This is a genomic window from Bradyrhizobium sp. S3.12.5, from assembly GCF_040548225.1.
GTDB lineage: Bacteria > Pseudomonadota > Alphaproteobacteria > Rhizobiales > Xanthobacteraceae > Bradyrhizobium > Bradyrhizobium cytisi.
In genome coordinates, this window is sequence record NZ_JBEPRF010000026.1 from 64,505 (window position 1) to 86,449 (window position 21,945).

Here is a 21,945-nt window from a genome sequence, read left to right on the forward strand (position 1 = left end):
TCATGCATTCCGTTGCCCTGCTGACTGCTAGCTATGCCAAGGATATCGAGCGCTTCTCGCTGCTGAGCGAGAGCATCGACACCTGGTTGACGGGTTACACGCGGCATTATGTTCTCGTTAACGATGAGGACGTGCCGCTGTTCGAGCGGTTTGCGTCCGACAAGCGCGTCATCGTTCCGGCCTCGCGTTACCTGCCGAAATGGCTGTGGGCGCTGCCGCCGTCGCTCCAGTTCATCAGCAATCGCCGTGTCTGGCTGTCGCTGCTGTCATCGCCTGTCCATGGCTGGCACATCCAGCAGATCCTGAAGATCGCCGGCGTGCTCAATGGACCCGAGCAGCGCGTCTGTATTCTCGACTCGGACAATCTGTTCTTCCGCGAGTTCGACGTCGGCCAATATGCCGGTGCGGAGAAAACGCCGCTGTTCGTCACGCGCAAGGGAATCGACGCCGACCATCCCCTGCATGTGCTGTGGCTCCGCACCGTCGATCAGCTTCTCGGTATCAAGGAGCGCGCCTTCCCGGCGGACGATTATGTCGGCAACGCGCTGGTCTGGGACAAGGACGCCGCGCGCGCGATGACCGGCGCCATCAAGTCGGCGACGGGCCTCAGCTGGGCCTTGGCGCTGTGCCGGAAGAAGAAATTCTCCGAGTACCTGCTGTATGGAAACTTCGTCGCGAACTCGCCGGAACATCTGGCGGCACACCGGGTGAGCGAAGACAGTATCGCCGTCTCGCACTGGGACGACACCCGCCTCGATCGCGCGGCGATCGAAGCCTTGATGGCCGCCGCATCGCCAGAGCAGGTCGCGCTCTGCATCCAGTCCTATTCGTCGACCTCGATTGACGACATCCGCGACGTCTTCCGCCTGAATTCGCGCGACCGCCGCGGTCCCAGCCTGTCTCCCGACCACATGGGCGACACGACCGCTTTCGAGACGCCCAAAACCGGCTAAAGCATGATCCGGAAAAGTGTGCAGCGGTTTTCCGAAAAGATCATGCTTAGGCAAAGCCTCACAGGTCCTTCGTGAACTTGCTGATGACGTCCATGAACGGCTTCGGCTTGAACTCGCCGTCGAGCGGCAGCGGGCGGTTCGGCTGCTTGTCGCTGCGGGCGAAGGTGCCGTTGATCCAGCTGTAACGATCGGAGATGCCCCAGGTCAGGATCGAGCGTGCCGGTCCGCTGGTCGCAATTGCCGTCAGCAGATCGTCGACACGCTTGGCGACGATGGCATCGCGCTCCGAAGCACTTCCCGTCAGCTTCTGATCGTCGACGTCGAGCTCGGTGACGTAGATCTCCAGGCCCCACGCGCGGAGCTCGGTGACAAACTCGGCGAGCCCATGGGTGTCGATCTCGAGCTCGGCATGCAGATGCGATTGCAGTCCGACCGCGTGCAGGGGCGCGCCCTGGTCGAGCAGATTCATGATGAGGTTGCGGTAGGCGGCGCGCTTGGCGATGAACGAGTCCTTCGCCGACTCGATATCGTATTCGTTGATCGCGAGCTTGACGTAGGGATCGGCCGCGGCCGCGGCGCGGAAGGCGAGCGGAATCCAGCGGTCGCCGAGATGCTGCGTCCAGAACGTGTTGCGCCGGTCGGTGACGCTTTTGGGATTGTCAGGGATGGGCTCGTTGACGACGTCCCACGAGGTCAGCTTGTCCTTGTAGTAGGAGACGACGGTGTTGATGTGATCGACATAGGCGCGCTCGACGCCTTTCGAATCCTTGATCTGCTTGGTCCAGTCCGGAATGTCGTGATACCAGGCGAGCGCGTGGCCGCGCATGGTCAGGTCGTTCTTCTGGGCGAAATCATAGATGGCGTCGGCGCGCTCGAAGGCGAACGTGTGCGCGTCCGGCCGCAGCATCGGCCATTTCAGTTCGAGCACCGGCACCACCTGCGTACAATAGGTGCTGATGGCCTCGCCGAGCCGCGGATCAGCCTGCAGGTCCCAGAGCGTGGCGGCGGCGCCATAGCCCGGACGGCGCTGCGCAAGTTTCGACACCGGAAGTGCTGACGCCGATACGCCCGCTGCGAGCGTTGCGGCGCTGCCGAGGAGAAATTCGCGTCTGTCGAGCTTCATCACGTGGCGGCCGCCCTTTCGGAACTAACGCGCCAATGTACCAAGCGGCGCCTTGCGACGCCGCGGTTTCCTGTTCTTGGGTTAACTTTCGCGAACGGTCTTGTCAGCGCGCCTGACGCTGCACCGCCTCGGCGATCCCGTAATAGTGAAGCGCGCCCTTTTCGAGCGTCAGATTGTCCATCACATAATCGCGAGGTGCGAAGTCGCCCGCGATGACCTGCGACCAGAAGTCGCTCCAGCCGGCGACGAAGCCGTTCGCGTCGATGAACGTGCGGCCGCAACGTGCGTCGAAATAGGGCACTGAGGACACGCCGCCTTCGTATCTCACCTTGTCCGGAAAATACTCCGGATCCTGCCACGGCCCGCCGCGATTCCACGCGAACACGGGCACGCCGCTCGACAGCGCCTGCTGACAGGCGATGCCCTGGCTCTCATGCTCGCAGAGGAACACCATGCTGCGGCAGCGCGCCAGCGCCGCCTTGTAGTCGTCTTCCTTGTAGTGACCGTAGCGGATCACCTCGACCGAGCGGCCGCTGGCTTCGAGATGCCGGCGGATCGGTTCGATCAGCTCGCTCCCGTAGCGCTCGTGCTCCCAGCGCACCTTGTCATAGAGCAGCACATCGACGCTCTTCTGCTCGGCGGCGGTCTCGGTCCACACATCGGTTTCGATGCCGACCGGCCAGACCTCGACATGCGGCCAGTACGGCCGGCACATCTCCGCGTACCAGTCGCAGGGCACCAAAATCGTCTTCTTGTGCAAGTCTTTCAGATGCTCCGGTGCATCCACGGGGTGGTTGTACATGGCGACCCCCAGCAAAAGCGGGTTTTGCCAGGCGAACCAGTCGAGCACGAAGGGACGCCCGATGATGCAGGCGAGCTCGTCCGGATGCTTGCGGATGTAGCCGTAGTCGTTGACGCGATAGCGGATCCCGACCCGGTCGAGCCCGGCACGGAGATTGAGGAACACGCGCCGCTGGCCGCTGATCCAGGACTTGCCGAGCAGCATCCGCCGCAGCAGCGGCCGGATGTGGCGGTCGCCCGGAAACCAGCGGTCGTCCCGCTCCTCGAAGAACAGGTTGAGCGTCATCCGCTCGTCCCGGGCGGCGGGGGCGGCCGGGACCAGAGACGCATCCGTCCCGCCATGGGGCACGGAGGCGGGGTTTGCCCGCACACGCTCGGCAACGTCCATGTCAGTCACGTCCATACTAAGAGAAAGCCGGGCGACGCCTTGAAATCATGGTTTCTTTTCGGTGATCGGGTCGGTCCGTACAAGGACAGGGCAAATTTAACGCTAACGCGCGAAACCGGGGAGGCCACCCCATTCGGCGGCCGTTCTGCAGACTTAAATGACTATCCTGGGAGATGCTGCGGCGCAGTCCGATCGTCAAGCCTTCGATCGTCAAGCCAAAGTCCAACTGATTAACGGCCGCTCGATTTCAAGGCCGCCGGTCCCGTGCACGCATGCTGAATCGCCATTTCTCCATCTATCTCGTTGCCTACATCCTGCCCGCGGCGGTGGGCTTCTTCGCGGTCACCGCCTACACGCGGCTGCTGACGCCGGCGGAGTACGGCGTCTATGTCGTCGGCATCAGCATTGCCGGCATTCTGGGGGCGATCTTCTTCGCCTGGATCAAGTTGTCGGTGTCACGCTACCAGGCGATGTCGTCGGAGGTTGATTTTCGCGGGACGGCGATGGTCGCCTTCGCGCTGACGGTCGTTGCCATGTGCGCCGCGACCCCGCTGGTGTTCCTGTTCCGCGGCGATGTCAGCGTCGAGCTGGTGCTCGCCAGCATGTTCGTCGCGATCATGTCGAATGCGGTCGATGTCGGCCAGGAGTTCGAACGTGCCAAATTGCGCCCCTATCGCTTCGCGGCGATCTCGATCGTGCGCAGCGTGTCGAGCGTGGGCTTCGGCCTGCTCGGGATCTGGCTTGGCTGGGGCGGCATGGGCCTGCTCGCGGCGTTCGGCCTGGGCTCGCTGACCGGCATCATTCTCAACCTCGTTGGCGATCGCACGAAGATCGCGCGCTTTCAGCGCAGCCAGTTCATGCAGCTGGCGCGCTACGGCCTGCCGCTGACGCTGGCCGGGCTCTCGGTTGCGCTCTACTCGACCAGCGACCGGCTCATCGTCGCCTGGCTGCTCGGCAGGGATGCCGCCGGTATTTTTGGCGTCGCCGCCGATCTGCCGCGCCAGTTCATGGTCATGATCGCCTCCAGCGTCGCCGCAGCCACCGTGCCACTGGTGTTTCGTTCGTTGTCGGAAAAGAACAACGAGACGACACGGGAGCGCTTGACCGAGAGTCTCGAGCTGCTGCTCGTCGTCGTCGCACCCGTCGCGGTCTGGCTTGCGCTCGCATCCGACCAGGTCGCGGGCACGCTCGTCGGCGTCGATTTCCGCGCCGGCGTGTCGGCACTGTTGCCGACGTTGGTGCTCGCCCGCTTCTTCGGCATCGCCAACCAATTCTACGTGCAGATCAGCTTCCAGCTCGCCGAGCGGCCGTTCATGCTGGCGGCGCAGTCGTTCCTCACCTTGGTTGTGAGTGTGGCGTTGATGATCGCACTGGTAGCGGGCTACGGCCTCTACGGTGCGGCGCTGGCGACGCTGGCGACCGAGGCAATCGGCTTCGTTGTCGCTGTCACGCTGATGCACCGCGCCCATCCCGTGCCGTTCGACCTCAACCGGCTTGCCGGCGTCGCGGCATCGGCAGCAGTGATGGCGGCTGCGATCCTCATCGCACGCGCACAGGTCGGCGGCACCGGCCTCGTGTCGCTGATCGTCGTGAGTGTTGCGGGCGGCCTCGCCTACACCGCCGCCGCGTGGCTGCTGAATGTCGCGAATGTGCGGACGTTGTCGCTCCGGTTCCTGCGGACGTTCAACCGCAAGGCGCTCGGCGTCTAGCCGCGGGCCGACGCCGCCCGCCCGCATCGTCGGAACAGGAGGGTAGCCCGCATCTGATTGCGACCGCGGTGGGCCGTACTGTCCCGGGAAATTCGGGGGTGGATGTTGGATATTGGATTGTGCAATACTGCTCGGCAGGACATTCGCGCTCGAATCAATAAGAGAGTGTTTGGAAGCGCGACCTCAGAGCCACTGCCGAAGGCGTTCGTGCGCGGGAAGCGTGCCGTCCTGGGCGGGCATTTTCAGAAAGCAGACTAGATATGGCTCAAAGGATGCCGGAAATCCGTGCATTGGCGCAACTGCTCGGCCGTTATCGCGAGCCCGACAGTACGCGCGGCGTCCTCGAACTGGCAGTCACGGCAGTGCCGTTGCTGGTCATCTGGACCCTGACCTGGAATGCTTTTGACAATGGCTATTGGCTTGGCTTGCTGCTCGAGGTGCCCGCAGCCGGCTTGCTCGTCCGCCTCTTCATGATCCAGCACGATTGCGGACACGGCTCGTTCTTCCGCAGCCGGGTCGTGAACGACTGGGTCGGCCGGGCCATCGGTGTCGTGACACTGACGCCTTACGATTATTGGCGGCATAATCATGCGCACCATCATGCGAGCTCCGGCAATCTCGATCACAGGGGTCTTGGCGACATCGATACGTTGACCGTCCGCGAGTTTCTCGCGCAATCTCGATGGCGTCGGATGCTCTATCGTCTCTACCGGCATCCCATGGTGATGTTTGGCGTCGGTCCTTCATATTTGTTCATCCTGAAGCACCGATTGCCGGTCGGGAGGATGCGCGGCGGCTGGAAGCCCTGGTTGAGCACGATGGGCACAAATGCTGCCATCGCGGTTCTCGTCGCCGCGATGATCCGCCTGGTGGGCTATGGGCCGTTCCTGCTTGTGCATCTGCCGATCATAATTCTGGCGGCGTCGATCGGTGTCTGGCTGTTCTACGTTCAGCACCAGTTCGAGGACACGTACTGGTCCCATGACCAAGGCTGGAGTTTTCACGAGGCTGCGCTGCATGGCAGTTCCCACTACCATTTGCCGACTGTCTTGCGATGGTTCACGGCCAATATCGGCATCCACCACATCCACCATCTCAGCAGCAGAATTCCCTGCTATCGACTGCCGGATGTGTTGCGGGATCATCCGCAGCTCGCTGGCGTCGGACGAATGACCCTGCTCCAGAGTCTGCGGTCTGTGCCGCTGGTCTTATGGGATGAGGAGCGCCTGCGGCTCGTCTCCTTTGCGGAGGTAAGAGCCCGGTCCATGCCCGATCTGCCCGTGATCGCGGACTGTTGTAACCTGTAGCCGGCACCCACCGGCGTTGCCGCGCGGTGCCTATTTCTCGTCACGGAAATTTCTGCAAACGCGATAAGTCACCGGCTTTTACATTTTGCGGCAGCCGGAGCCATGCCTTGCCGAGCTTGTCAATCAAAGCCCGTTCTGCTCAGTAGGAGTTTGAAATTGCGCAGCAATATGCGCATGCATCTATCGACTAAAGTCGAAATTCAGCGAGGAAACAAACAATGCGCAAGCTCACTTTGGCCATTGCCGTGATCGTCCCGATGCTTGGTCATGCAGCGTCGGCCGAGGACAGCCTCAAGATCGGCTACATCGATCCGCTCTCCGGCGGCGGCGCCAGTGTCGGCGAAGGTGGCTTGAAGACATTCCAGTATCTGGCCGACGAGCTCAACGTGAAGGGCGGCATCCTCGGCCACAAGATCGAGATCGTCCCGCTCGACAACAAGACCAATCCGCAAGAGAGCCTGGTTCAGGCCCAGAAGGCGATCGACGCCGGGGTTCACTACATCACCCAGGGCAACGGCTCGTCCGTGGGCGCGGCGCTGTCGGACTTCGTCACCAAGAACAACTCGCGCAATCCCGGCAAGGAAGTCCTGTACTTCAACTACGCCGCCGTCGATCCGAGCCTGACCAACGAGAAGTGCAGCTACTGGCATTTCCGCTGGGATGCGAGCTCCGACATCAAGATGGAAGCGCTGACCAACTACATGAAGGACACCGCCTCCATCAAGAAGGTGTACCTGATCAACCAGGACTATTCGTTCGGCCAGTCCGTTCGCACCGATGCGCGCAAGATGCTCGGAGCCAAGCGGCCCGACATCCAGATCGTCGGCGACGAGCTGCATCCGCTGCTGAAGGTCACGGACTTCTCGCCCTACATCGCCAAGATCAAGGCGTCCGGCGCCGATAGCGTCGTCACCGGCAATTGGGGCCAGGATTTCGCGCTGCTGCTCAAGGCCGCAGCCGATGCCGGCCTGAAGGTCAACTGGTACACTTATTATGCCGGCGGCGCCGGTGGCCCGACCGCCATCAAGCAGACCGGTCTCGATGGGCAAGTCTTCCAGATCACCGAAGGCTTTGCCAACTCCGGCAACAAGGCCGCGATGGACTACGAGAAGGCCTTCCGCGCCAAGGTGAACCTGTCGCTGTGGTATCCGCGTGCGGTCAACGAGATGCGGATGTTCAAGGCTGCGGCCGAGAAGGCCAACTCGATCGACCCCGTGAAGGTGGCGGCGGCGCTCGAGGACCTGAAGTTCGATGTCCTGGACGGTGGCCAGGGCATCATGCGCAAGGACGATCATCAGTTCTTGCAGCCGATCTACATCTCCTCGTTCGGCAAGCTGACCGAGAGCGAGCCGTTCGACGAGGAGAGCACCGGTTGGGGTTGGCATCTGGTCTCCAGGATCGACACGCCGCAGGCCATGGTCTCCACGACCTGCAAGATGGCGCGGCCGTAATCAGGGAATACGTCGCCTTTCCGCGGCCGCTATCGGTCGCGAGAAGGCGGCCGGAATGCATTTGATCGGTTGGGCGATGTTCACCGGGACCAGCGAGCCCCGGATACCCATGAGTGCGCTGTGCTTGAACTCATTGTCATTTCGACCCTCAACGGTGTGCTGTTCGGCATGCTGCTCTTCCTGTTGTCGAGCGGGCTGACCGTCATCTTCAGCATGATGGGCGTACTAAACTTCGCCCATGCCAGCTTCTACATGCTCGGTGCCTTCTTCGGCTTCCAGCTCACGAAGTGGATCGGCTTCTGGCCGGCGCTGGTGGTAGCGCCGCTGCTGGTTGGTGCGATTGGCATGGCGGTGGAGCGCTACGGCTTGCGCAACACGCACAAGCACGGCCATGTCGCCGAGCTGCTGCTGACGTTTGGTCTCGCCTTTGCGATCGAAGAGATCGTCTCGATGATCTGGGGCAAGAGCCCGCTCGACTACCGCGTGCCGGCGCTGCTGGATTTCCCGGCCTTCACCATCTTCTCGACCAACTATCCCGCCTACAAGATCTTCATGCTGGCCGTGTCGGTCATCATTTTCGTGGCGCTGCTGATCGTGCTGAAACGCACCCGCGTCGGTCTCATCGTTCAGGCGGCGCTGACGCATCCGCACATGGTCGGGCATCTCGGCCATAATGTCGGGCGCGTCTTCATGGCGGTGTTCGGGGTCGGTAGCGCGCTCGCCGCCCTTGCCGGCGTCATTGCAGGTCCCGCCCTGGTGACCCAGTCCGACATGGCGGCCTCGCTCGGACCCATCCTGTTCGTGGTTATCGTGTTCGGCGGCCTCGGCTCCTTGCCTGGCGCCTTCATCGCGTCGCTCGTCATCGGACTGGTGCAGACCTTCGCAGTGGCGCTCGATGGTTCGCTTACGAGCGCCTTCGGACCGCTCGATCCGTCGGCGGGACCGTCCGTCCTCACCGACATCTGGAACGTCACGATCGCGCAGGTTGCGCCGATCGTTCCATACCTTCTGCTGGTGATCATTCTGATCGTTCGCCCCATGGGCCTGATGGGGACGCGCGAGTCATGACCACGGCTACGACTTCGACCTCCAAGGCGGCGGCAGATGCCGCCGGCGGAAGCCTGCGCTTCTACGGCGTCTGGCTGACCGGCATCGTCGTGCTGATCGTCCTGCCGATGATCTTCTCGTCGGGCGGCTCGCTCACATCCTTCAGCCTGATCGGCATCGCGATCGTGTTCGCGCTGTCCTACAACATCCTGCTCGGCCAGACCGGCCTGCTGTCGTTCGGTCACGCCGTGCATTACGGCCTCGGCGGCTTCGCGGCCTGCCACATGATGAATGCGGTGGTGTCGCATGGCTGGCCGATCCCGCTGCCGTTCATTCCACTGTTCGGCGGGCTGGGCGGCCTCGTGTTTGCGATGATCATCGGCTGGGTCATGACCAAGCGCGCCGGCACGGTGTTTGCGATGATCTCGCTCGGCATCGGCGAATTGGTGGCGTCCTCGTCGCTGATCCTGCGCTCGGTGTTCGGCGGCGAGTCCGGCATCACCACGGACCGCACCGCGCTGCCGAAACTGCTCGGCTGGTCGTTCGGGCCGCAGCTTCAAGTCTATTATCTCATCGCCTTCTGGCTGGTGTTGTCGGCGATCGCGATGTACGCGCTGACCCGCACACCGCTCGGGCGGATCTGCAATGCGGTCCGCGACAATCCGGAGCGCGTCCAGTTCATCGGCTACGATCCGCACGTCGTCCGCTACATCGCGTTCTGCTTCGCAGGCTTCTTCGCCGGCATTGCCGGAGGTCTTGCCGCGATCAATTTCGAGATCGCGAACTCCGCCTATCTCGGCGCGATCCAGTCCGGCCTCGTGCTGTTCTCGACCTTTATCGGCGGCACCGCGTTTTTCTTCGGCCCGATCCTCGGCGCGATCCTGGTGACCTATCTCCAACTCGGGCTGACCAACCTCACCACGGCCTGGCAGCTCTATTTCGGCATCATCTTCATCGGCATCGTGATGTATGCGCCGGGCGGCATTGCCGGCCTGTTGATGATGCATCGGCCGCTGATCCGCGCCGGGACGCTATGGACGGTGATCCCGTCCTATCTCGTTGCGATCGTGCCGACGGTCGCGCTCGCTTGCGGCGTGATCCTGGCCATCGAGACCGTCGCACGTTTCTCCGGCGGCGACGCAATCAACCTGTTCGGCATCGCCTTCAATCCGACATCGCCGGTGACATGGATCGCGGCTGCGGTTCTTGTTGTCGGGGGCTTCGTCGTCGCACGGCTGACCTGGCGGCGGATTGCGGACGCGTGGGACCGCGCCGCCACGGTGGCGCGGGACCGGGGGTATCTCGCATGAGCGGAGCGGTATCTGGAAAGGGCGCAGCCGTCGAAGTCCGCGCTGTCGAGAAGCGTTTTGGCAATGTCGGCATCATCCGCGACCTCAATCTCAGCGTTGCCGAGGGTGAGCGTCACGCCATCATCGGCCCGAACGGCGCCGGCAAATCAACCACGTTCAACCTGATCAGCGGCCACATCGCCCCGACCTCGGGCGAGGTGAAGCTGAATGGCGATGTGATCTCCGGCCTGCGGCCATTCGAGATCAACCGCCGCGGCCTGTCGCGCTCGTTCCAGGTCACCAACGTGTTCGCGCGCATGACGGTCTGGGAGAACGTGCGCTGTGCCGTGCTGTGGGCCGCGGGGCATCGCTACGCGTTCTGGAAGAACGTCGACAGCCTGCCTGAGGTGCGCGAGCGCACGGCTCGGATCCTCGACGACATTCATCTGACGCATCGGCGTGACGTGCCGGCGGGTTTGTTGACCTATGCCGAGCAGCGCGAGCTCGAGATCGGCATCACCATCGCGAGCGGGGCCACCGTCGTCATGCTCGACGAGCCGACCGCCGGAATGAGCCACGCCGAGACCGAGCGCGCCGTGTCGCTGATCCGGCGGCTGACCGAGGGCAAGACGCTCGTGATCGTCGAGCACGACATGAGCGTCGTGTTCGGCCTCGCCGACCGCATCTCGGTGCTGGTCTATGGCCACATCATCGCATCGGGCACGCCGGAAGAGATCCGGCGCGATCCGAAGGTCAAGGAAGCCTATCTCGGCGAGGAAGCGCACTGATGCTCGAGGTCAGGGATCTCCACGCCTATTACGGCAAGAGCCACATTCTTCAGGGCGTCGACCTCGATGTCGGCGCCGGCGAGGTCGTGAGCCTGCTCGGCCGCAATGGCGTCGGCCGCTCCACCACGGTCAAGGCGATCATGGGTGAGGTCGCCCCGCAAGGCACGATCCGCTTCAAGGGCAAGGACATCGCGGGCCTGCCCAGCTACAAGATCGCCCACCTCGGGCTCGGCTATGTGCCCGAGCATCGCGACATCTTCCCGAGCCTGACGGTTCGCCAGAACCTGCTGCTCGGCATCAAGGACACGCGCCGTCCCGGCAAATGGCGGCTGCAGGACATGCTCGACATGTTCCCCAATCTCGCCGCGCGTGCCGATACGGCCGCGGGCGTGCTGTCCGGCGGCGAGAAGCAGATGCTGACGACGTGCCGGACGCTGATGGGCGATCCCGATCTGATCATGATCGACGAGCCCACCGAAGGCCTCGCGCCGCTGATCGTGCAGCAGGTCGGCGATCTCATTGCGCGGATAGCGCAGGCCGGCGTCGCCATCCTCCTCGTCGAGCAAAAACTGTCGATCGCGATGCGCATCTCCAGGCGCGTCTACATCATGGGCCACGGCCGCGTGGTGTTCGAAGGCACGCCGGAAGAGCTCAAGGCCAATGCCGCCGTGCGCCAGGAATGGCTCGAGGTCTGACGGCTGCAAGCCGCGCATACGCATCTGAATTCTAAGCTACATCTCACGCCCGATAATCAAGGTATCGTCCCGCCTGCCGACATCGCGAGCGATGCGGTCGATGATAACCAAAAAACGAAGCGGAGGACGTTGACCGCGGCCTTGCGAGCCCGCGCGTCGATGCACTCTGCCAGGGAAGGAGATGCCGCGCATGCCCGGCCACCAATTCAAGTTCATCGCCGGAGTCGTCGCTCTGCTTGCCGTCCTGAGCGCTGCTTCGGTCGCGACGGCCGGAAATTACGACACCGGCGCGACCGACACGGGCATCAAGCTCGGCCAGACCATGCCCTATTCGGGACCGGCCTCGGCCTATTCCGCGATCGGCCGCGCCGAGATCGCCTATTTCAAGATGCTCAACGACAAGGGCGGCATCAACGCCCGCAAGGTCGATCTTCTCAGCATGGACGACGCCTACTCGCCGGCGAAGACGGTCGAGCAGACGCGTCGTCTCGTCGAGAGCGACGAGGTCCTGGCGATGTTCTCGATGCTCGGCACCGGCCCGAACATCGCCGCGCAAAAATATCTCAACGTCAAGAAGGTGCCGCAGCTGTTCCCGTCGAGCGGCGCCAGCCGCTGGAACGATCCGCATCATTTTCCCTGGACCACCGGTTCGCAGCCGACTTACAGGACTGAAGGACGGATCTACGCCAAGTGGATTCTGGCGAACAAGCCCGACGCCAGGATCGCGGTGATCACGCCGAACGAGGATCCCGGCCGCGACTATCTCGCCGGCTTCAAGGAGGGGCTTGGCGAGCACGTCAGCCAGATCGTGTCGGAAGCGGTGTACGAGACGACGGATGCGACGGTCGACTCCCAGATCGTCAAATTCAAGGCCGCAGGCGCCGACGTTCTGTTCAACGAGTGCACGCCCAAATTCGCGGCTCAGGCGATCAAGAAGGTCGCCGAGCTCGGCTGGAAGCCGCAGATCATCGTTCCCGCCGTCTCCAATTCCGTCGGCTCCGTGCTGGCGCCGGCCGGGCTCGAGAATTCCGTCGGCATCGTCACCGGTGCCTTCCTGAAGGATCCCGGTGATCCGCGCTGGGAGAACGACGCCGGCATGAAAGCCTGGCGCGAATGGATGAAGACCTACAATTCCGGCGCTGATCCCGCCGATGTCTTCAACGTCACCGGCTACACCATGGCGCAGATGATGGAGCTGGTGCTGCAGCGTGCCGGCAACGATCTCACGCGCGCGAACCTGATGAAGCAGGCGCAGTCCTTTAGGGATGTCGAGCTGCCGATGCTGCTGCCCGGCATCAGGCTCAACACCTCGGCCGAGCAGGTCACGCCGATCCGCCAGTTGCAGATGGCGCGCTTCAACGGAAAATCCTGGGAGCTGTTCGGCGACGTTCTCGGCGAGTAGGCTCACCGTGAATGCTTCCTCCAACCACAGTGAAGCGACGATGGCACCGACCGGCCCCCTCAGCGGCATCCGCGTTCTCGATCTGACGAGCGTGCTGTTCGGACCCTATGCCGCGCAAATGCTCGGCGACTGGGGCGCCGACGTCATCAAGATCGAGCCGCCGTCGGGCGACACCTGGCGCTACACCGGCGTGTTCCGGAACCGCGGCATGAGCGGCCAGTTCATGGCGGTCAACCGCAACAAGCGCAGCCTCGCGCTCGATTTGAAGCATCCGGACGGCAAGGCGGCGCTGGCGAAGCTGATCCCGACGGTCGACGCGCTCGTCACCAATGTGCGCCCCGCAGCGATGGCACGGCTCGGCTTCGGTTATGGGGACTGCGCCAAGCTCAACCCGCGGCTCATTTATGCCGCCGCGACCGGTTTTGGCCAGGACGGCCCTTGGGCAGCGCGGCCCGCCTTCGATGAGATCATCCAGGCGGCCTCCGGCCTCGCATCATCGATCGGATCTGACGAGCAGCCGCAGTTCGTTCCGAGCCTGATCGGCGACAAGATCTGCGCCATGGCGATGGTCGGTGCGGTGTCGGCAGCCCTGTTCAGGCGCGAGCGCACCGGACAAGGCCAGATGGTCGAGGTGCCGATGCTGGAGACGATCGCGGGTTTCAACAGCATCGAGATGCTGGGCGGACACGCGTTCGATCCGCCGATCGGCCCGGCCGGCTACAAGCGCATGAAGAACCGGCGCCCGGTGAAGACCAGGGACGGCTGGCTGACGATGCTGCCTTATTCGGGCGACAATTGGTGCGCCTTCTTCGAGGCCGTCGGCCGCCCCGAATTGAGCGACGAGCTCGGCGTGCGCGATCCCGTGCTGCGCTCGCAGAACATCGACAAGATCTACGACCGCATGAGCGAGATCGGACCGACCCGGACCACGGCAGAGTGGGAGGAACTTTTGCTGCGACTGGACGTGCCGCACACCGCGTTTGCCCGGCTCACCGAGATCGGCGATCAGCCGCACCTCGCGGCTGTCGGACTGTTCGCGGATATCGATCACCCGACTGAGGGACGGATTCGGCAGGCGCGTCCGGCGACAAAATTCTCCGAAAGCCCGGCCGGTATCCATCGCATGGCGCCGCGCCTTGGCGAGCATTCGCGCGAGGTGTTGCGCGAAGCGGGTCTGAGCGACGCCGAGATCGAAGCGCTCGTTGCGAACAAGGCAGTTGGCGCGCCGTAGAGCGGGCGGGCCAACTGACGCCGAGCGCTACCGCTTGCTGCCGGCCGTCCTGGCGTAATTCTCTGTGATTCCGGTCACATTCCCTCCTGCCGCTTCAGGTGGACATTCTGCCGCAGAGCGCGTCCGCCAGCTCCAGGCCAGCCCCGGCCGCGGACCGCCCTTCCGCCCGCGCGGGCCGTCGTATATGAGAGCTTTGTCGCCGGAACCGACCGAAAATCGCCCGATACGGAACGGATGGTGGCTGCGATTTCTTAATCTAGAGATCGCAATCTGATCGATGATCGACGCAAGTGCGGACCGGCAACCGGGGAATGGCATGAAAGACCTGATGACGACGGCGCAATCCAATGGGGCGATGCGGCGTTGGGGGCCTCCCGGAATTGTGATGTTCGCGGTAGCGGTTGCGCTGTCTGCAATGATCCCGGACGCCATGGCGGCGAAGCAGCCGCGCCAGACCGCCGAGGCGGTGGCGCAGCGCGAGGCCGGCGAGCCGATTATGGCGATCGTATCCATCAAGAGCCAGCAGGTCACGTTCTACGATTCAGAGGGCTGGATCCTGCGCGCGCCGGTCTCGACCGGCACGACCGGGCGCGAGACGCCCGCCGGCGTCTTCGCCGTTATCGAGAAGGACAAGGACCACCACTCCACCATGTATGACGATGCCTGGATGCCGAACATGCAGCGCATCACCTGGAACGGCATCGCGCTGCATGGCGGGCCGCTGCCCGGCTACGCGGCCTCGCACGGCTGCGTGCGGATGCCCTTCCCCTTCGCCGAAGGCCTGTTCGACAAGACCAATATCGGCATGCGGGTGATCATCTCGCCGAACGACGCCGCTCCAGTCGATTTCTCGCATCCCTCGCTGTTCGTGCCGAGCAAGGAGGCCATCGCGGCGGCACCGAATCGTGCCGACAAGCTGTCCGCCCAGGCGGAGGAAGCCGCGAGCGCGGCTGATGACGCCAAGAAGGCCGCGACGGCAGCCGCGAAGGATGCGCAATCGCTTCCGGCATCGCTGCGCAAGCTCGAGCAGCAGAAGGCGCGCGCCGACGCCGACAACGCCTATGCCGACAAGCTGGTCGCGAATGCCAAGACTGATCAGGCCAAGGCAAAGGCCGACGAGCTGAAGCAGAAGGCCGCGACCAAGGCCGCGGATGCGGCAACTCAGTTGGACGCCGCCAAGGCCGCCGCGCAACCGAAGCGCGACGCGGTTGCCGCAACAAAGGATGCTGCCAAGGCGGCCGCGGCCAAGAAGGCTGAAGCCGTGAAGGCTGCGACCGACGCAAAGCTCGCGCTAGAGCCGGTCTCGGTCTACATCAGCCGCTCGACGCAAAAGCTCTACGTGCGTCGCAATACCCACAAGCCAGCGCCCGACGGCGGCGGCGAGGTGTTCGACACCAGCATCGAGGTTCCCGTCACCATCCGCAATCCCGACCAGCCGCTCGGCACGCACATCTTCACGGCGATGGCGAAGAACGACACCGGCCTGCGCTGGAGCGTCGTCACCATCGACGAGGGCGATAGCGCCAAGGATGCGCTCGACCGCGTCACCATTCCGCAGGAGGTGTGGGATCGCATCGGGCCGACCGCATTGCCGCGCTCGTCGATCATCATCTCGGACGAGCCGCTGAGCGCCGAGACCAACTACCGCACCGAGTTCGTCGCCGTCCTGAGCAACCATCCGCAAGGCGGCTTCATCACCCGCAAGCCGACCGCGCCGCCGATGGAGGTGGCCACCGACGATGGCTGGGGCGGCAACGGCTTTGGCGGCAATGGCTTCTTCTTCTTTGGGCAGCGCGATCCCACCCCGCAGCCGGTCAATCCGCGCCGCCGCGGCGGCCAGTACCAGTACTATCAATCGACGCAGCCGGTGCAGCGGAGCTTTTGGTAGGCGCGCGGCCGGAGCGTAGCGGCTCACGCCGTTACGGCCGGGCCGTGATCACCAGGGCCTGAATCCTGGCTTCGACCGGTCCGGAGCCGTGGCGTTTTCGGATGGCTTGCGCAACGGCATCGGTTGCGGCCTCGAGCTTGCTCGCATCCCTGGCCTCGATCTCGCCGCGCAGTGGCGTTCCCTGGCAGTAGGCGATCGCGACATATTCCGCCGAGGGCGCGCGGCTCATTGCTGTCAGCGTCTCTATCGAGATGTCCTTGAAGCCCGCGCGTTCGAGATCGGCCTTGATGACAGCCTTGTCGTGGTAGCCGTGCGGCGTCCGCGCCATGAACAGCGGCGGATTGTCGGGAAACATCCTGCCGAGCGTGATCGTCGCGTCGTCCGCGAACACATTGTCCTCGATACGGTCCCAGACACTGAACAGGTACGCGCCATCAGGCTTCAACACCCGCTTCGTTTCCGCATAGCCCTTGCTGCGATCCGGAAAGAACATGGCGCCGAACTGGCAGCAGACGACGTCGAACGCGGCATCGTCGAAGGGCAGCGCTAGCGCATCCGCCTGTCGCCAGGACATGCGGGGGTCATCGCCCTGACGCTGCTTCGCGACCGCGAGCATCGGTTCGTTGAGGTCGGTCGCGACATAGCGGACACTGGGAGGCAGCAGCGCCGCCACGGCCCGCGTGACGGCACCGGTGCCGGCGGCGATCTCGAGCAGGTCCGAGGGCAACAGCGCCGCGATGCGCCGGGCAAGGTCGTCGGCATAGAAGGAGAAGATCAGCGGCACCAGATATTCGTCATACAGCTTTGGGACCGAGCCGGCGAAAACCTTGTCAGTGCTGGACATGGATGCCTCGCTGAAGGTTCAGCTATCACGGCCAGGATAGCACAGGCCGACCGCCCTGGCCGCTCCTATCGCTCCGGCGAGAGTGCCCGGCCGATCAAATGATCCAGCGAGACGCGCCCCGGTCCGTAGGCCATGATGCCGAGGGCCATCGCGGCCCAGGTGATGTGCACCGGCCAGCCGTCGGGCACGGTGAGCTCGACGATCACTGTCATGAACAGCAGTCCGAGGGCTGCGAACCGCGTGCCGAGGCCGAGGACCAGCAGGATCGGGAACGTGATCTCGCCGCACCCCGACAGGAAGGCCATCACCGCCGGCGCGGGATAGTGATAGGGGCCGCCCGGCAAATGCAGCATGAATTCGTCGGTGAACAGCGTCACCGCGGTGTCGTTCAGCTTGAGGAAGCCGCCCCATTTGAGGATGCCGGAGCGCCAGAACGGCACCGCCAGCGCCAGCCGCAACACGAGCTGGACCAGCGAGGGCGCAGCAATCGTCTGCACCAGACGATTGGCGTTGTCGACGAGACGCTCCAGTGGCGGCAGGCTTCCTTCGGCCGACATGCGTTGGTCCGTGATCATCATGCGTCTCCGAAGGCGATTGACGTGAATGCGCCGGCTTCGATCAGACCTGCGATGTTGGCGGCGATATCGAAGTCGGGCGAGGCGTCCAGCGCCGATGCCGCAGCCTCGCCGAGCGGCCGCCCCTCCGCCAGGGAGGTTGCGAACACCGCCCCGCCGGGAGGCAGGTGCCGCACGATGACATCGAAGCCGGGCCGCGTGATCAGCGCGTCTTCCGGTGTCGAGGCGTCGATGCGGCTCACGGGCGCGCTATCGCGGTTGGCGGCAAAGATCGTCACGGCGGAAAATTCTGCGCACACGATCTGCGCTGCCGGGTGCTGTGTGAGAACGAGGTCGGCCAGTCGCTCCGGTGCGACCGCCGCGAGTTGCGCCGGCGCCAGCGGCGTTGCGTCGCGCGCGTGGTAGGCGTCGAGCCAGGCTCGCTCGATCCGGGCGACATCGGCGAGCCAGGGCATGGTTTGCGCGTGCTCATATCGTGCAATGAAGTCCGGAAAGCCGCGGCCATATTCGAACAGCAACGGCGAGGTCGGCGGGCTGCCGCGAACATGGGAGCGCGCCATCGCACGGAAGAAGTCAGGGCCGGTGATGCGTTGCACCGCCGGATAGATCGCAGCGAGCGCGTCGATCAGGCTCACCGTGACATTGTTGCGATAGACGTCGTAGCGCTTTCCGGCGGCCTTGCCGTTCGGGCCGGTTACAATCCGAGGCGCGTCGCGCGTCGGATCGAGCAGCGCCGGCGCGAACGCCGCGGCAAACGAGATCGGCTCAGGCGGCATGACGATCCTCCGCGCGCGCGGCGATCCCGCGGCGATCGAGGATCGCCTGCGCAGCGGCGGCTTCCGCTTGCAGAACCGGCCAATCAGGAATCTTGCTGTCCCACTCGATCAGCGTCGGCACCGGGCCGCAGCGTTCGATGACGATCTCGTAGAGCTTCCACACCGCGTCCGCGACCGGACCGTCATGGCTGTCGATCAGGAGTGGCTCGCCGTCATCGTCCGCCTGCTCGTCGTGCCCGGCAAGGTGGATTTCGCCAATGCGCGACAGCGGAAAATCAGCGAGATAGTCGAGCGCCGAAAAGCCGTGATTGGTCGCGGACACGAAGACGTTGTTGATATCGAGCAGCAGGCCGCATCCCGTGCGCTCCGCAACGCTGCGGATGAAATCGGTCTCGCTCATGGTCGTTTCCGTGAAAGCGAGATAGGTCGACGGGTTTTCCAGCAGGATCGGACGCCGGATCGCCTCCTGCATCTCGTCGATGTGAGCGCAGACGTGGCGCAGCGTCGCCTCGGTGTAGGGCAGCGGCAGCAGATCGTTGAAGAAGCTGCTCTCATGCGTCGACCAGGCCAGATGTTCGGACACCATCGCCGGCTGGTAGCGCGCCACCAGGCCGCGGAAGCGGGCCAGATGCGCCTTGTCGAGCGGCTGCGGCCCGCCGATCGACATGCAGACGCCATGCAGCGACAGCGGATGGTCGCGGCGGATTGCGTCCAGGGCGCGGTGCGGCGGCCCTCCCGCGCCCATGTAGTTCTCGGCATGAACTTCGAAGAAGCCGCGCTTCGGGCCGTCCGCGAGGATCGCCTTGAGATGCTCGTGCTTGAAACTGGTGCCGGCGATGCCGCCGATCGGAGACGGAAAGCGGAGGGGCGTGGGTGTGGACGGGCCGGGCCCGATCGCTAGTGTCATGTCGCTCCTCCGCTTTCCCTGTTTGGCGATGTGCTGGTGTCAGACCGGCTTGAGCGAGCCCTTCTTGCCGTTCGGCAGGTCGATGCTGGTGCACGTGCCGCCCTGCACGAACTTCCACGCATTACCCTGGAAATCGGTGGTCGAGGTGCCCTGGCAGGTGGTGCCCGGTCCGGCCGCGCAATCGTTCTGGCCCTTCAGCGCAACGCCGAAGCACTTTTCCTTCTTGGCGGCGATCGCGGCATCGGCCTCGGCCTTGGTCAGCGGAGCAGCAGCGGCAAACGTCGCGAGCGCAGTCGACATGGCGCCGGCGAGAACGAGCGTAGTGACGGCAAGTTTGGCAGACATGGAATTCTCCTTTCGGGATAGCATCGCTTGGCAAGCGAAGAGCGCATTGTCGGGTTCGTCACGTACGCAGCTCGTGTTACCCATAGAGCTGCTCACGAGTCCGTGAGCGTGTCCGCGAGACGGTTGGTTGGAGGGCGGTAGGTGGTGCCTGCCACAGGTAACGAACGCAGGCGCGCCACGTAGAGCGATAGCAGGAGATATGGCCGGGTCGCGGCCCTGCCGGAGAACGGAACCCACGATGAACGTTGATCCCGGACGGCACTTTCACGCGCTCGCCAGGCTGACGGTCAGCATCCGCCTTGCGGTCTCGGCGCTGGTGTTGACCGCGATCCTGCTGACCGCCGCCTTGTCCAGCCTGCTGTGGTGGCGGACGGCGGAAGCAACCAGTCGGCAACTGGCCGCGACCATCAACGAGCAGATCGTGGCAGCGGTCCGCAAGGAGGTCGCGGCCATCGTCGACGAGGCACGCGCCGCCCATACCGCCATCCGCACGCTGTTTTTGCAGAACGTGCTCGACACCCGCGAGGCCGACAAGCGCGAGTTCGTGTTCCTGTCGCAACTGCAATCGCAGGCGACGATCTCCTCGGTTGCCTTCGGCTGGCCGGACGGCTCGTTCTTTGCCGCCCACAAGCTCGGCGACCGCCGTCTGGAGATGATGGAGATCTCGCTGACCGATCATCCCGGCCAGCGCCGGATCGATGAATATGACGTTGTGCCCGGCGACATCGAATTCGCCAATCGCCGCTTCGAGCCGACCGAATTTCGCGTCGCCGACCTCGCCTGGTTCAAGACCGGCCTCGCAGCGGAGGAGCCGCAATGGTTCAGGGTCTCGAACCATCCGACCGGCGAGCGGCCGTCGATTGCCTTTGCGGGTCCGATCGACGTTTACCAGGAACGGCAGGGCGTGCTTGCGATCATTATCGAATACACTAGGATCGCGCGTTTCCTCTCCCAGCTCGAGGTCGGCCGTACCGGCGCGGCTTTCATCTTCGATGGCAGTGGCGAACTCGTGGCCGCGCCGGACATGGATGCCGACGAGCTGCATTCAGCGCGTGAAGAGCAGAAGCTGTTGCCATTGGCGCGGCTGGCGCTGGCCCAGGCCGGCGACCAGGGCCGCAAGGAGGCGTGGCGAAGCCGGCTCGCCTCGCACGGCGCGGCCTACGAAGTCGCGCTGACGCCGTTGCCGTTCCCGGGCTGGTCGCTTGCAACCGTCATCCCCGAGGCCGAATTTCTCGGACCTGTCGAGACGACGCTGCGGCGGCTGATCGTCGGTCTTGCCGTCGGCGCGGTGCTTGCGGCCTTGGTGTCGGCGATGCTGGCACGTTCGGTGATTGCCGCGCCGCTGACGCGCGTGGTCGGCGAGCTCCGTCATGTCGAAGCCTTTGCGCTGGAGAAGGTTCGTCGGCACCCGTCGCGGCTCAAGGAGATCACGAGCCTGTCGGGTGCGATCGCCGAGATGGCGGCCGGTCTCTCCGCCTTTCGCAAATTCATCCCGGCAGATCTCGTTCGCTCGCTGCTACGACAGGGTGTCGAAGCGAAACCCGGCGGCACGATTCAGGAGCTCAGCGTGATGTTCATCGACATCGCCGGCTTCACCGGATTATCCGAGCGCATGGGCGATCGCATCGTGCCGCTGTTGTCGGGCTATCTCGACGCCGCCTCGGAAGTCATCGTCGCCGATGGCGGCACCATCGACAAGTTCATCGGCGACGCCGTCATGGCATTCTGGGGCGCGCCGCAGCCGCAGGCCGATCATGCGCTGCGCTGCTGTCGCGCCGCGCTCGGCTGCCGCAGCGCGATCGAGGCGTCGGGCCTTTCCGACGATTCCGGCCAGCCTCTCCAGATCCGGATCGGAATCAATTCCGGCCGCATGCTGGTCGGCAACATCGGCTCGGAGCTGCGCCTGAACTACACCGTGATCGGCGATGCCGTGAACGTCGCAAGCCGCCTTGAGGGCGCCAACAAGTCTTACGGCACGCAAATCCTGATTGGCGAGGCGACCGAATGCCTCGCACGCGGCGCCATCGTCACGCGGGAAATCGACAGCATCGCGGTTTACGGACGGGAGGAGGGTTTCTCGGTCTACGAATTGATCGGACTTGCCGGGGAAGGCGACGGCACGACCGGATGGATTGCGGACTATGAGCGCGGCCTTGCCAATTATCGCGCGCGCCGGTTTGCCGCCGCGCTCGCCGATTTCGAAGCCGTGCTGAACGAGCGCGGCCATGATCGCCCGGCAGAATTGATGCGGGACCGTTGCCGGCAGTTCGCGACTGTCGCGCCCGACACGTCGTGGCGGCCGGTCGCCGCGCTGACGACAAAATAGCCGGGAGGCGAGGACCGGCGACCGTCCGAAATGCGCGCGGCTTTCGCGTTCTCCCTTCACCGGCTCCGAGATTCAGATTGCGCGCGATAGCCATTCCGCT

General features: G+C 64.2%; 19 protein-coding genes. 12 read left to right on the top strand and 7 right to left on the bottom strand.

Going from position 1 to position 21,945, the window contains the following annotated elements; all coding sequences use genetic code 11:
• The first annotated feature begins 2 nt into the window (after positions 1–2).
• Entirely contained in the window at positions 3–953 is a 951-nt protein-coding gene (locus ABIC09_RS30680) for a DUF6492 family protein (protein ID WP_148753327.1), read from the top strand.
• Between the two features lie 58 nt (positions 954–1,011).
• On the opposite strand, the gene ABIC09_RS30685 is transcribed toward ABIC09_RS30680, so the two are convergent.
• Together ABIC09_RS30685 and ABIC09_RS30690 are read right to left on the bottom strand one after the other, a co-directional pair.
• Complete coding sequence (locus ABIC09_RS30685) at positions 1,012–2,079, bottom strand: endo-1,4-beta-xylanase (protein ID WP_354111599.1); 1,068 nt, start codon at positions 2,077–2,079, stop codon at positions 1,012–1,014.
• Between the two features lie 100 nt (positions 2,080–2,179).
• Entirely contained in the window at positions 2,180–3,265 is a 1,086-nt protein-coding gene (locus tag ABIC09_RS30690) for a glycosyltransferase family 1 protein (RefSeq protein WP_354111600.1), read from the bottom strand.
• Between the two features lie 272 nt (positions 3,266–3,537).
• Between ABIC09_RS30690 and ABIC09_RS30695 the strand changes: the two genes are divergently transcribed.
• The 10 genes from ABIC09_RS30695 to ABIC09_RS30740 all read left to right on the top strand — a co-directional run bounded on the left by ABIC09_RS30695 (position 3,538) and on the right by ABIC09_RS30740 (position 16,072).
• Complete coding sequence (locus ABIC09_RS30695) at positions 3,538–4,974, top strand: lipopolysaccharide biosynthesis protein (RefSeq protein ID WP_354111601.1); 1,437 nt, start codon at positions 3,538–3,540, stop codon at positions 4,972–4,974.
• Positions 4,975–5,234: 260 nt separating this feature from the next.
• Positions 5,235–6,281 (top strand): fatty acid desaturase, encoded by a 1,047-nt coding sequence (locus ABIC09_RS30700; protein WP_354111602.1) that lies wholly within the window; start codon positions 5,235–5,237, stop codon positions 6,279–6,281.
• 218 nt (positions 6,282–6,499) lie between these two features.
• The gene (locus ABIC09_RS30705; protein WP_148753332.1) at positions 6,500–7,732 is read left to right on the top strand and encodes a branched-chain amino acid ABC transporter substrate-binding protein; all 1,233 of its coding nucleotides are present in this window, start codon (positions 6,500–6,502) and stop codon (positions 7,730–7,732) included.
• Positions 7,733–7,852: 120 nt separating this feature from the next.
• Positions 7,853–8,800, top strand: a complete 948-nt coding sequence (locus tag ABIC09_RS30710) for a branched-chain amino acid ABC transporter permease (protein WP_354111603.1) — start codon at positions 7,853–7,855, stop codon at positions 8,798–8,800.
• Positions 8,797–10,089, top strand: a complete 1,293-nt coding sequence (locus ABIC09_RS30715; RefSeq protein ID WP_354111604.1) for a branched-chain amino acid ABC transporter permease — start codon at positions 8,797–8,799, stop codon at positions 10,087–10,089. The genes ABIC09_RS30710 and ABIC09_RS30715 overlap by 4 nt, the downstream gene beginning before the upstream one ends.
• On the top strand, positions 10,086–10,856 hold the full coding sequence (locus ABIC09_RS30720) for an ABC transporter ATP-binding protein (protein ID WP_354111605.1): 771 nt from the start codon (positions 10,086–10,088) through the stop codon (positions 10,854–10,856). Before ABIC09_RS30715 ends, ABIC09_RS30720 begins: the two co-directional genes overlap by 4 nt.
• A complete protein-coding gene (locus ABIC09_RS30725) occupies positions 10,856–11,551 on the top strand; it encodes an ABC transporter ATP-binding protein (protein WP_354034764.1) in 696 nt (231 codons plus the stop codon). The genes ABIC09_RS30720 and ABIC09_RS30725 overlap by 1 nt, the downstream gene beginning before the upstream one ends.
• A 190-nt stretch (positions 11,552–11,741) precedes the next feature.
• A complete protein-coding gene (locus ABIC09_RS30730) occupies positions 11,742–12,953 on the top strand; it encodes an ABC transporter substrate-binding protein (RefSeq protein WP_354111606.1) in 1,212 nt (403 codons plus the stop codon).
• A gap of 40 nt (positions 12,954–12,993) precedes the next feature.
• On the top strand, positions 12,994–14,184 hold the full coding sequence (locus ABIC09_RS30735) for a CaiB/BaiF CoA transferase family protein (protein ID WP_354111607.1): 1,191 nt from the start codon (positions 12,994–12,996) through the stop codon (positions 14,182–14,184).
• Between the two features lie 316 nt (positions 14,185–14,500).
• Complete coding sequence (locus ABIC09_RS30740) at positions 14,501–16,072, top strand: L,D-transpeptidase (protein WP_354111608.1); 1,572 nt, start codon at positions 14,501–14,503, stop codon at positions 16,070–16,072.
• A gap of 31 nt (positions 16,073–16,103) precedes the next feature.
• Here the strand turns inward: ABIC09_RS30740 and ABIC09_RS30745 are convergent, their stop codons facing one another.
• The 5 genes from ABIC09_RS30745 to ABIC09_RS30765 form a co-directional block, all read right to left on the bottom strand.
• A complete protein-coding gene (locus tag ABIC09_RS30745; RefSeq protein ID WP_354034756.1) occupies positions 16,104–16,916 on the bottom strand; it encodes a class I SAM-dependent methyltransferase in 813 nt (270 codons plus the stop codon).
• A gap of 65 nt (positions 16,917–16,981) precedes the next feature.
• A complete protein-coding gene (locus tag ABIC09_RS30750; protein ID WP_354111633.1) occupies positions 16,982–17,491 on the bottom strand; it encodes a DoxX family protein in 510 nt (169 codons plus the stop codon).
• A complete protein-coding gene (locus ABIC09_RS30755; protein WP_354111609.1) occupies positions 17,491–18,267 on the bottom strand; it encodes an HvfC/BufC N-terminal domain-containing protein in 777 nt (258 codons plus the stop codon). The genes ABIC09_RS30750 and ABIC09_RS30755 overlap by 1 nt, the downstream gene beginning before the upstream one ends.
• A complete protein-coding gene (gene bufB / locus ABIC09_RS30760; protein ID WP_354111610.1) occupies positions 18,257–19,174 on the bottom strand; it encodes an MNIO family bufferin maturase in 918 nt (305 codons plus the stop codon). Before bufB ends, ABIC09_RS30755 begins: the two co-directional genes overlap by 11 nt.
• Before the next feature lie 39 nt (positions 19,175–19,213).
• Positions 19,214–19,519 carry a BufA1 family periplasmic bufferin-type metallophore gene (locus ABIC09_RS30765; RefSeq protein WP_354111611.1) on the bottom strand — a complete coding sequence of 102 codons (306 nt, stop codon included), beginning with the start codon at positions 19,517–19,519 and terminating at the stop codon, positions 19,214–19,216.
• A 238-nt stretch (positions 19,520–19,757) separates the two neighbouring features.
• Between ABIC09_RS30765 and ABIC09_RS30770 the strand changes: the two genes are divergently transcribed.
• Positions 19,758–21,845, top strand: coding sequence for an adenylate/guanylate cyclase domain-containing protein (locus ABIC09_RS30770; RefSeq protein WP_354111612.1), 2,088 nt, complete (start codon positions 19,758–19,760; stop codon positions 21,843–21,845).
• Positions 21,846–21,945 lie beyond the last annotated feature (100 nt).

Bases quoted from the DNA above. Each gene is read 5' to 3' on its own strand.
- ABIC09_RS30765 (WP_354111611.1), bottom strand. From the start codon at position 19,519: ATGTCTGCCAAACTTGCCGTCACTACGCTCGTTCTCGCCGGCGCCATG.
- ABIC09_RS30695 (WP_354111601.1), top strand. From the start codon at position 3,538: ATGCTGAATCGCCATTTCTCCATCTATCTCGTTGCCTACATCCTGCCC.
- ABIC09_RS30750 (WP_354111633.1), bottom strand. From the start codon at position 17,491: ATGATCACGGACCAACGCATGTCGGCCGAAGGAAGCCTGCCGCCACTG.
- ABIC09_RS30725 (WP_354034764.1), top strand. From the start codon at position 10,856: ATGCTCGAGGTCAGGGATCTCCACGCCTATTACGGCAAGAGCCACATT.
- ABIC09_RS30730 (WP_354111606.1), top strand. From the start codon at position 11,742: ATGCCCGGCCACCAATTCAAGTTCATCGCCGGAGTCGTCGCTCTGCTT.
- ABIC09_RS30680 (WP_148753327.1), top strand. From the start codon at position 3: ATGCATTCCGTTGCCCTGCTGACTGCTAGCTATGCCAAGGATATCGAG.
- ABIC09_RS30715 (WP_354111604.1), top strand. From the start codon at position 8,797: ATGACCACGGCTACGACTTCGACCTCCAAGGCGGCGGCAGATGCCGCC.
- ABIC09_RS30745 (WP_354034756.1), bottom strand. From the start codon at position 16,916: ATGTCCAGCACTGACAAGGTTTTCGCCGGCTCGGTCCCAAAGCTGTAT.
- bufB (WP_354111610.1), bottom strand. From the start codon at position 19,174: ATGACACTAGCGATCGGGCCCGGCCCGTCCACACCCACGCCCCTCCGC.
- ABIC09_RS30720 (WP_354111605.1), top strand. From the start codon at position 10,086: ATGAGCGGAGCGGTATCTGGAAAGGGCGCAGCCGTCGAAGTCCGCGCT.
- ABIC09_RS30755 (WP_354111609.1), bottom strand. From the start codon at position 18,267: ATGCCGCCTGAGCCGATCTCGTTTGCCGCGGCGTTCGCGCCGGCGCTG.
- ABIC09_RS30705 (WP_148753332.1), top strand. From the start codon at position 6,500: ATGCGCAAGCTCACTTTGGCCATTGCCGTGATCGTCCCGATGCTTGGT.
- ABIC09_RS30735 (WP_354111607.1), top strand. From the start codon at position 12,994: ATGGCACCGACCGGCCCCCTCAGCGGCATCCGCGTTCTCGATCTGACG.
- ABIC09_RS30770 (WP_354111612.1), top strand. From the start codon at position 19,758: ATGAACGTTGATCCCGGACGGCACTTTCACGCGCTCGCCAGGCTGACG.
- ABIC09_RS30690 (WP_354111600.1), bottom strand. From the start codon at position 3,265: ATGGACGTTGCCGAGCGTGTGCGGGCAAACCCCGCCTCCGTGCCCCAT.
- ABIC09_RS30700 (WP_354111602.1), top strand. From the start codon at position 5,235: ATGGCTCAAAGGATGCCGGAAATCCGTGCATTGGCGCAACTGCTCGGC.
- ABIC09_RS30740 (WP_354111608.1), top strand. From the start codon at position 14,501: ATGAAAGACCTGATGACGACGGCGCAATCCAATGGGGCGATGCGGCGT.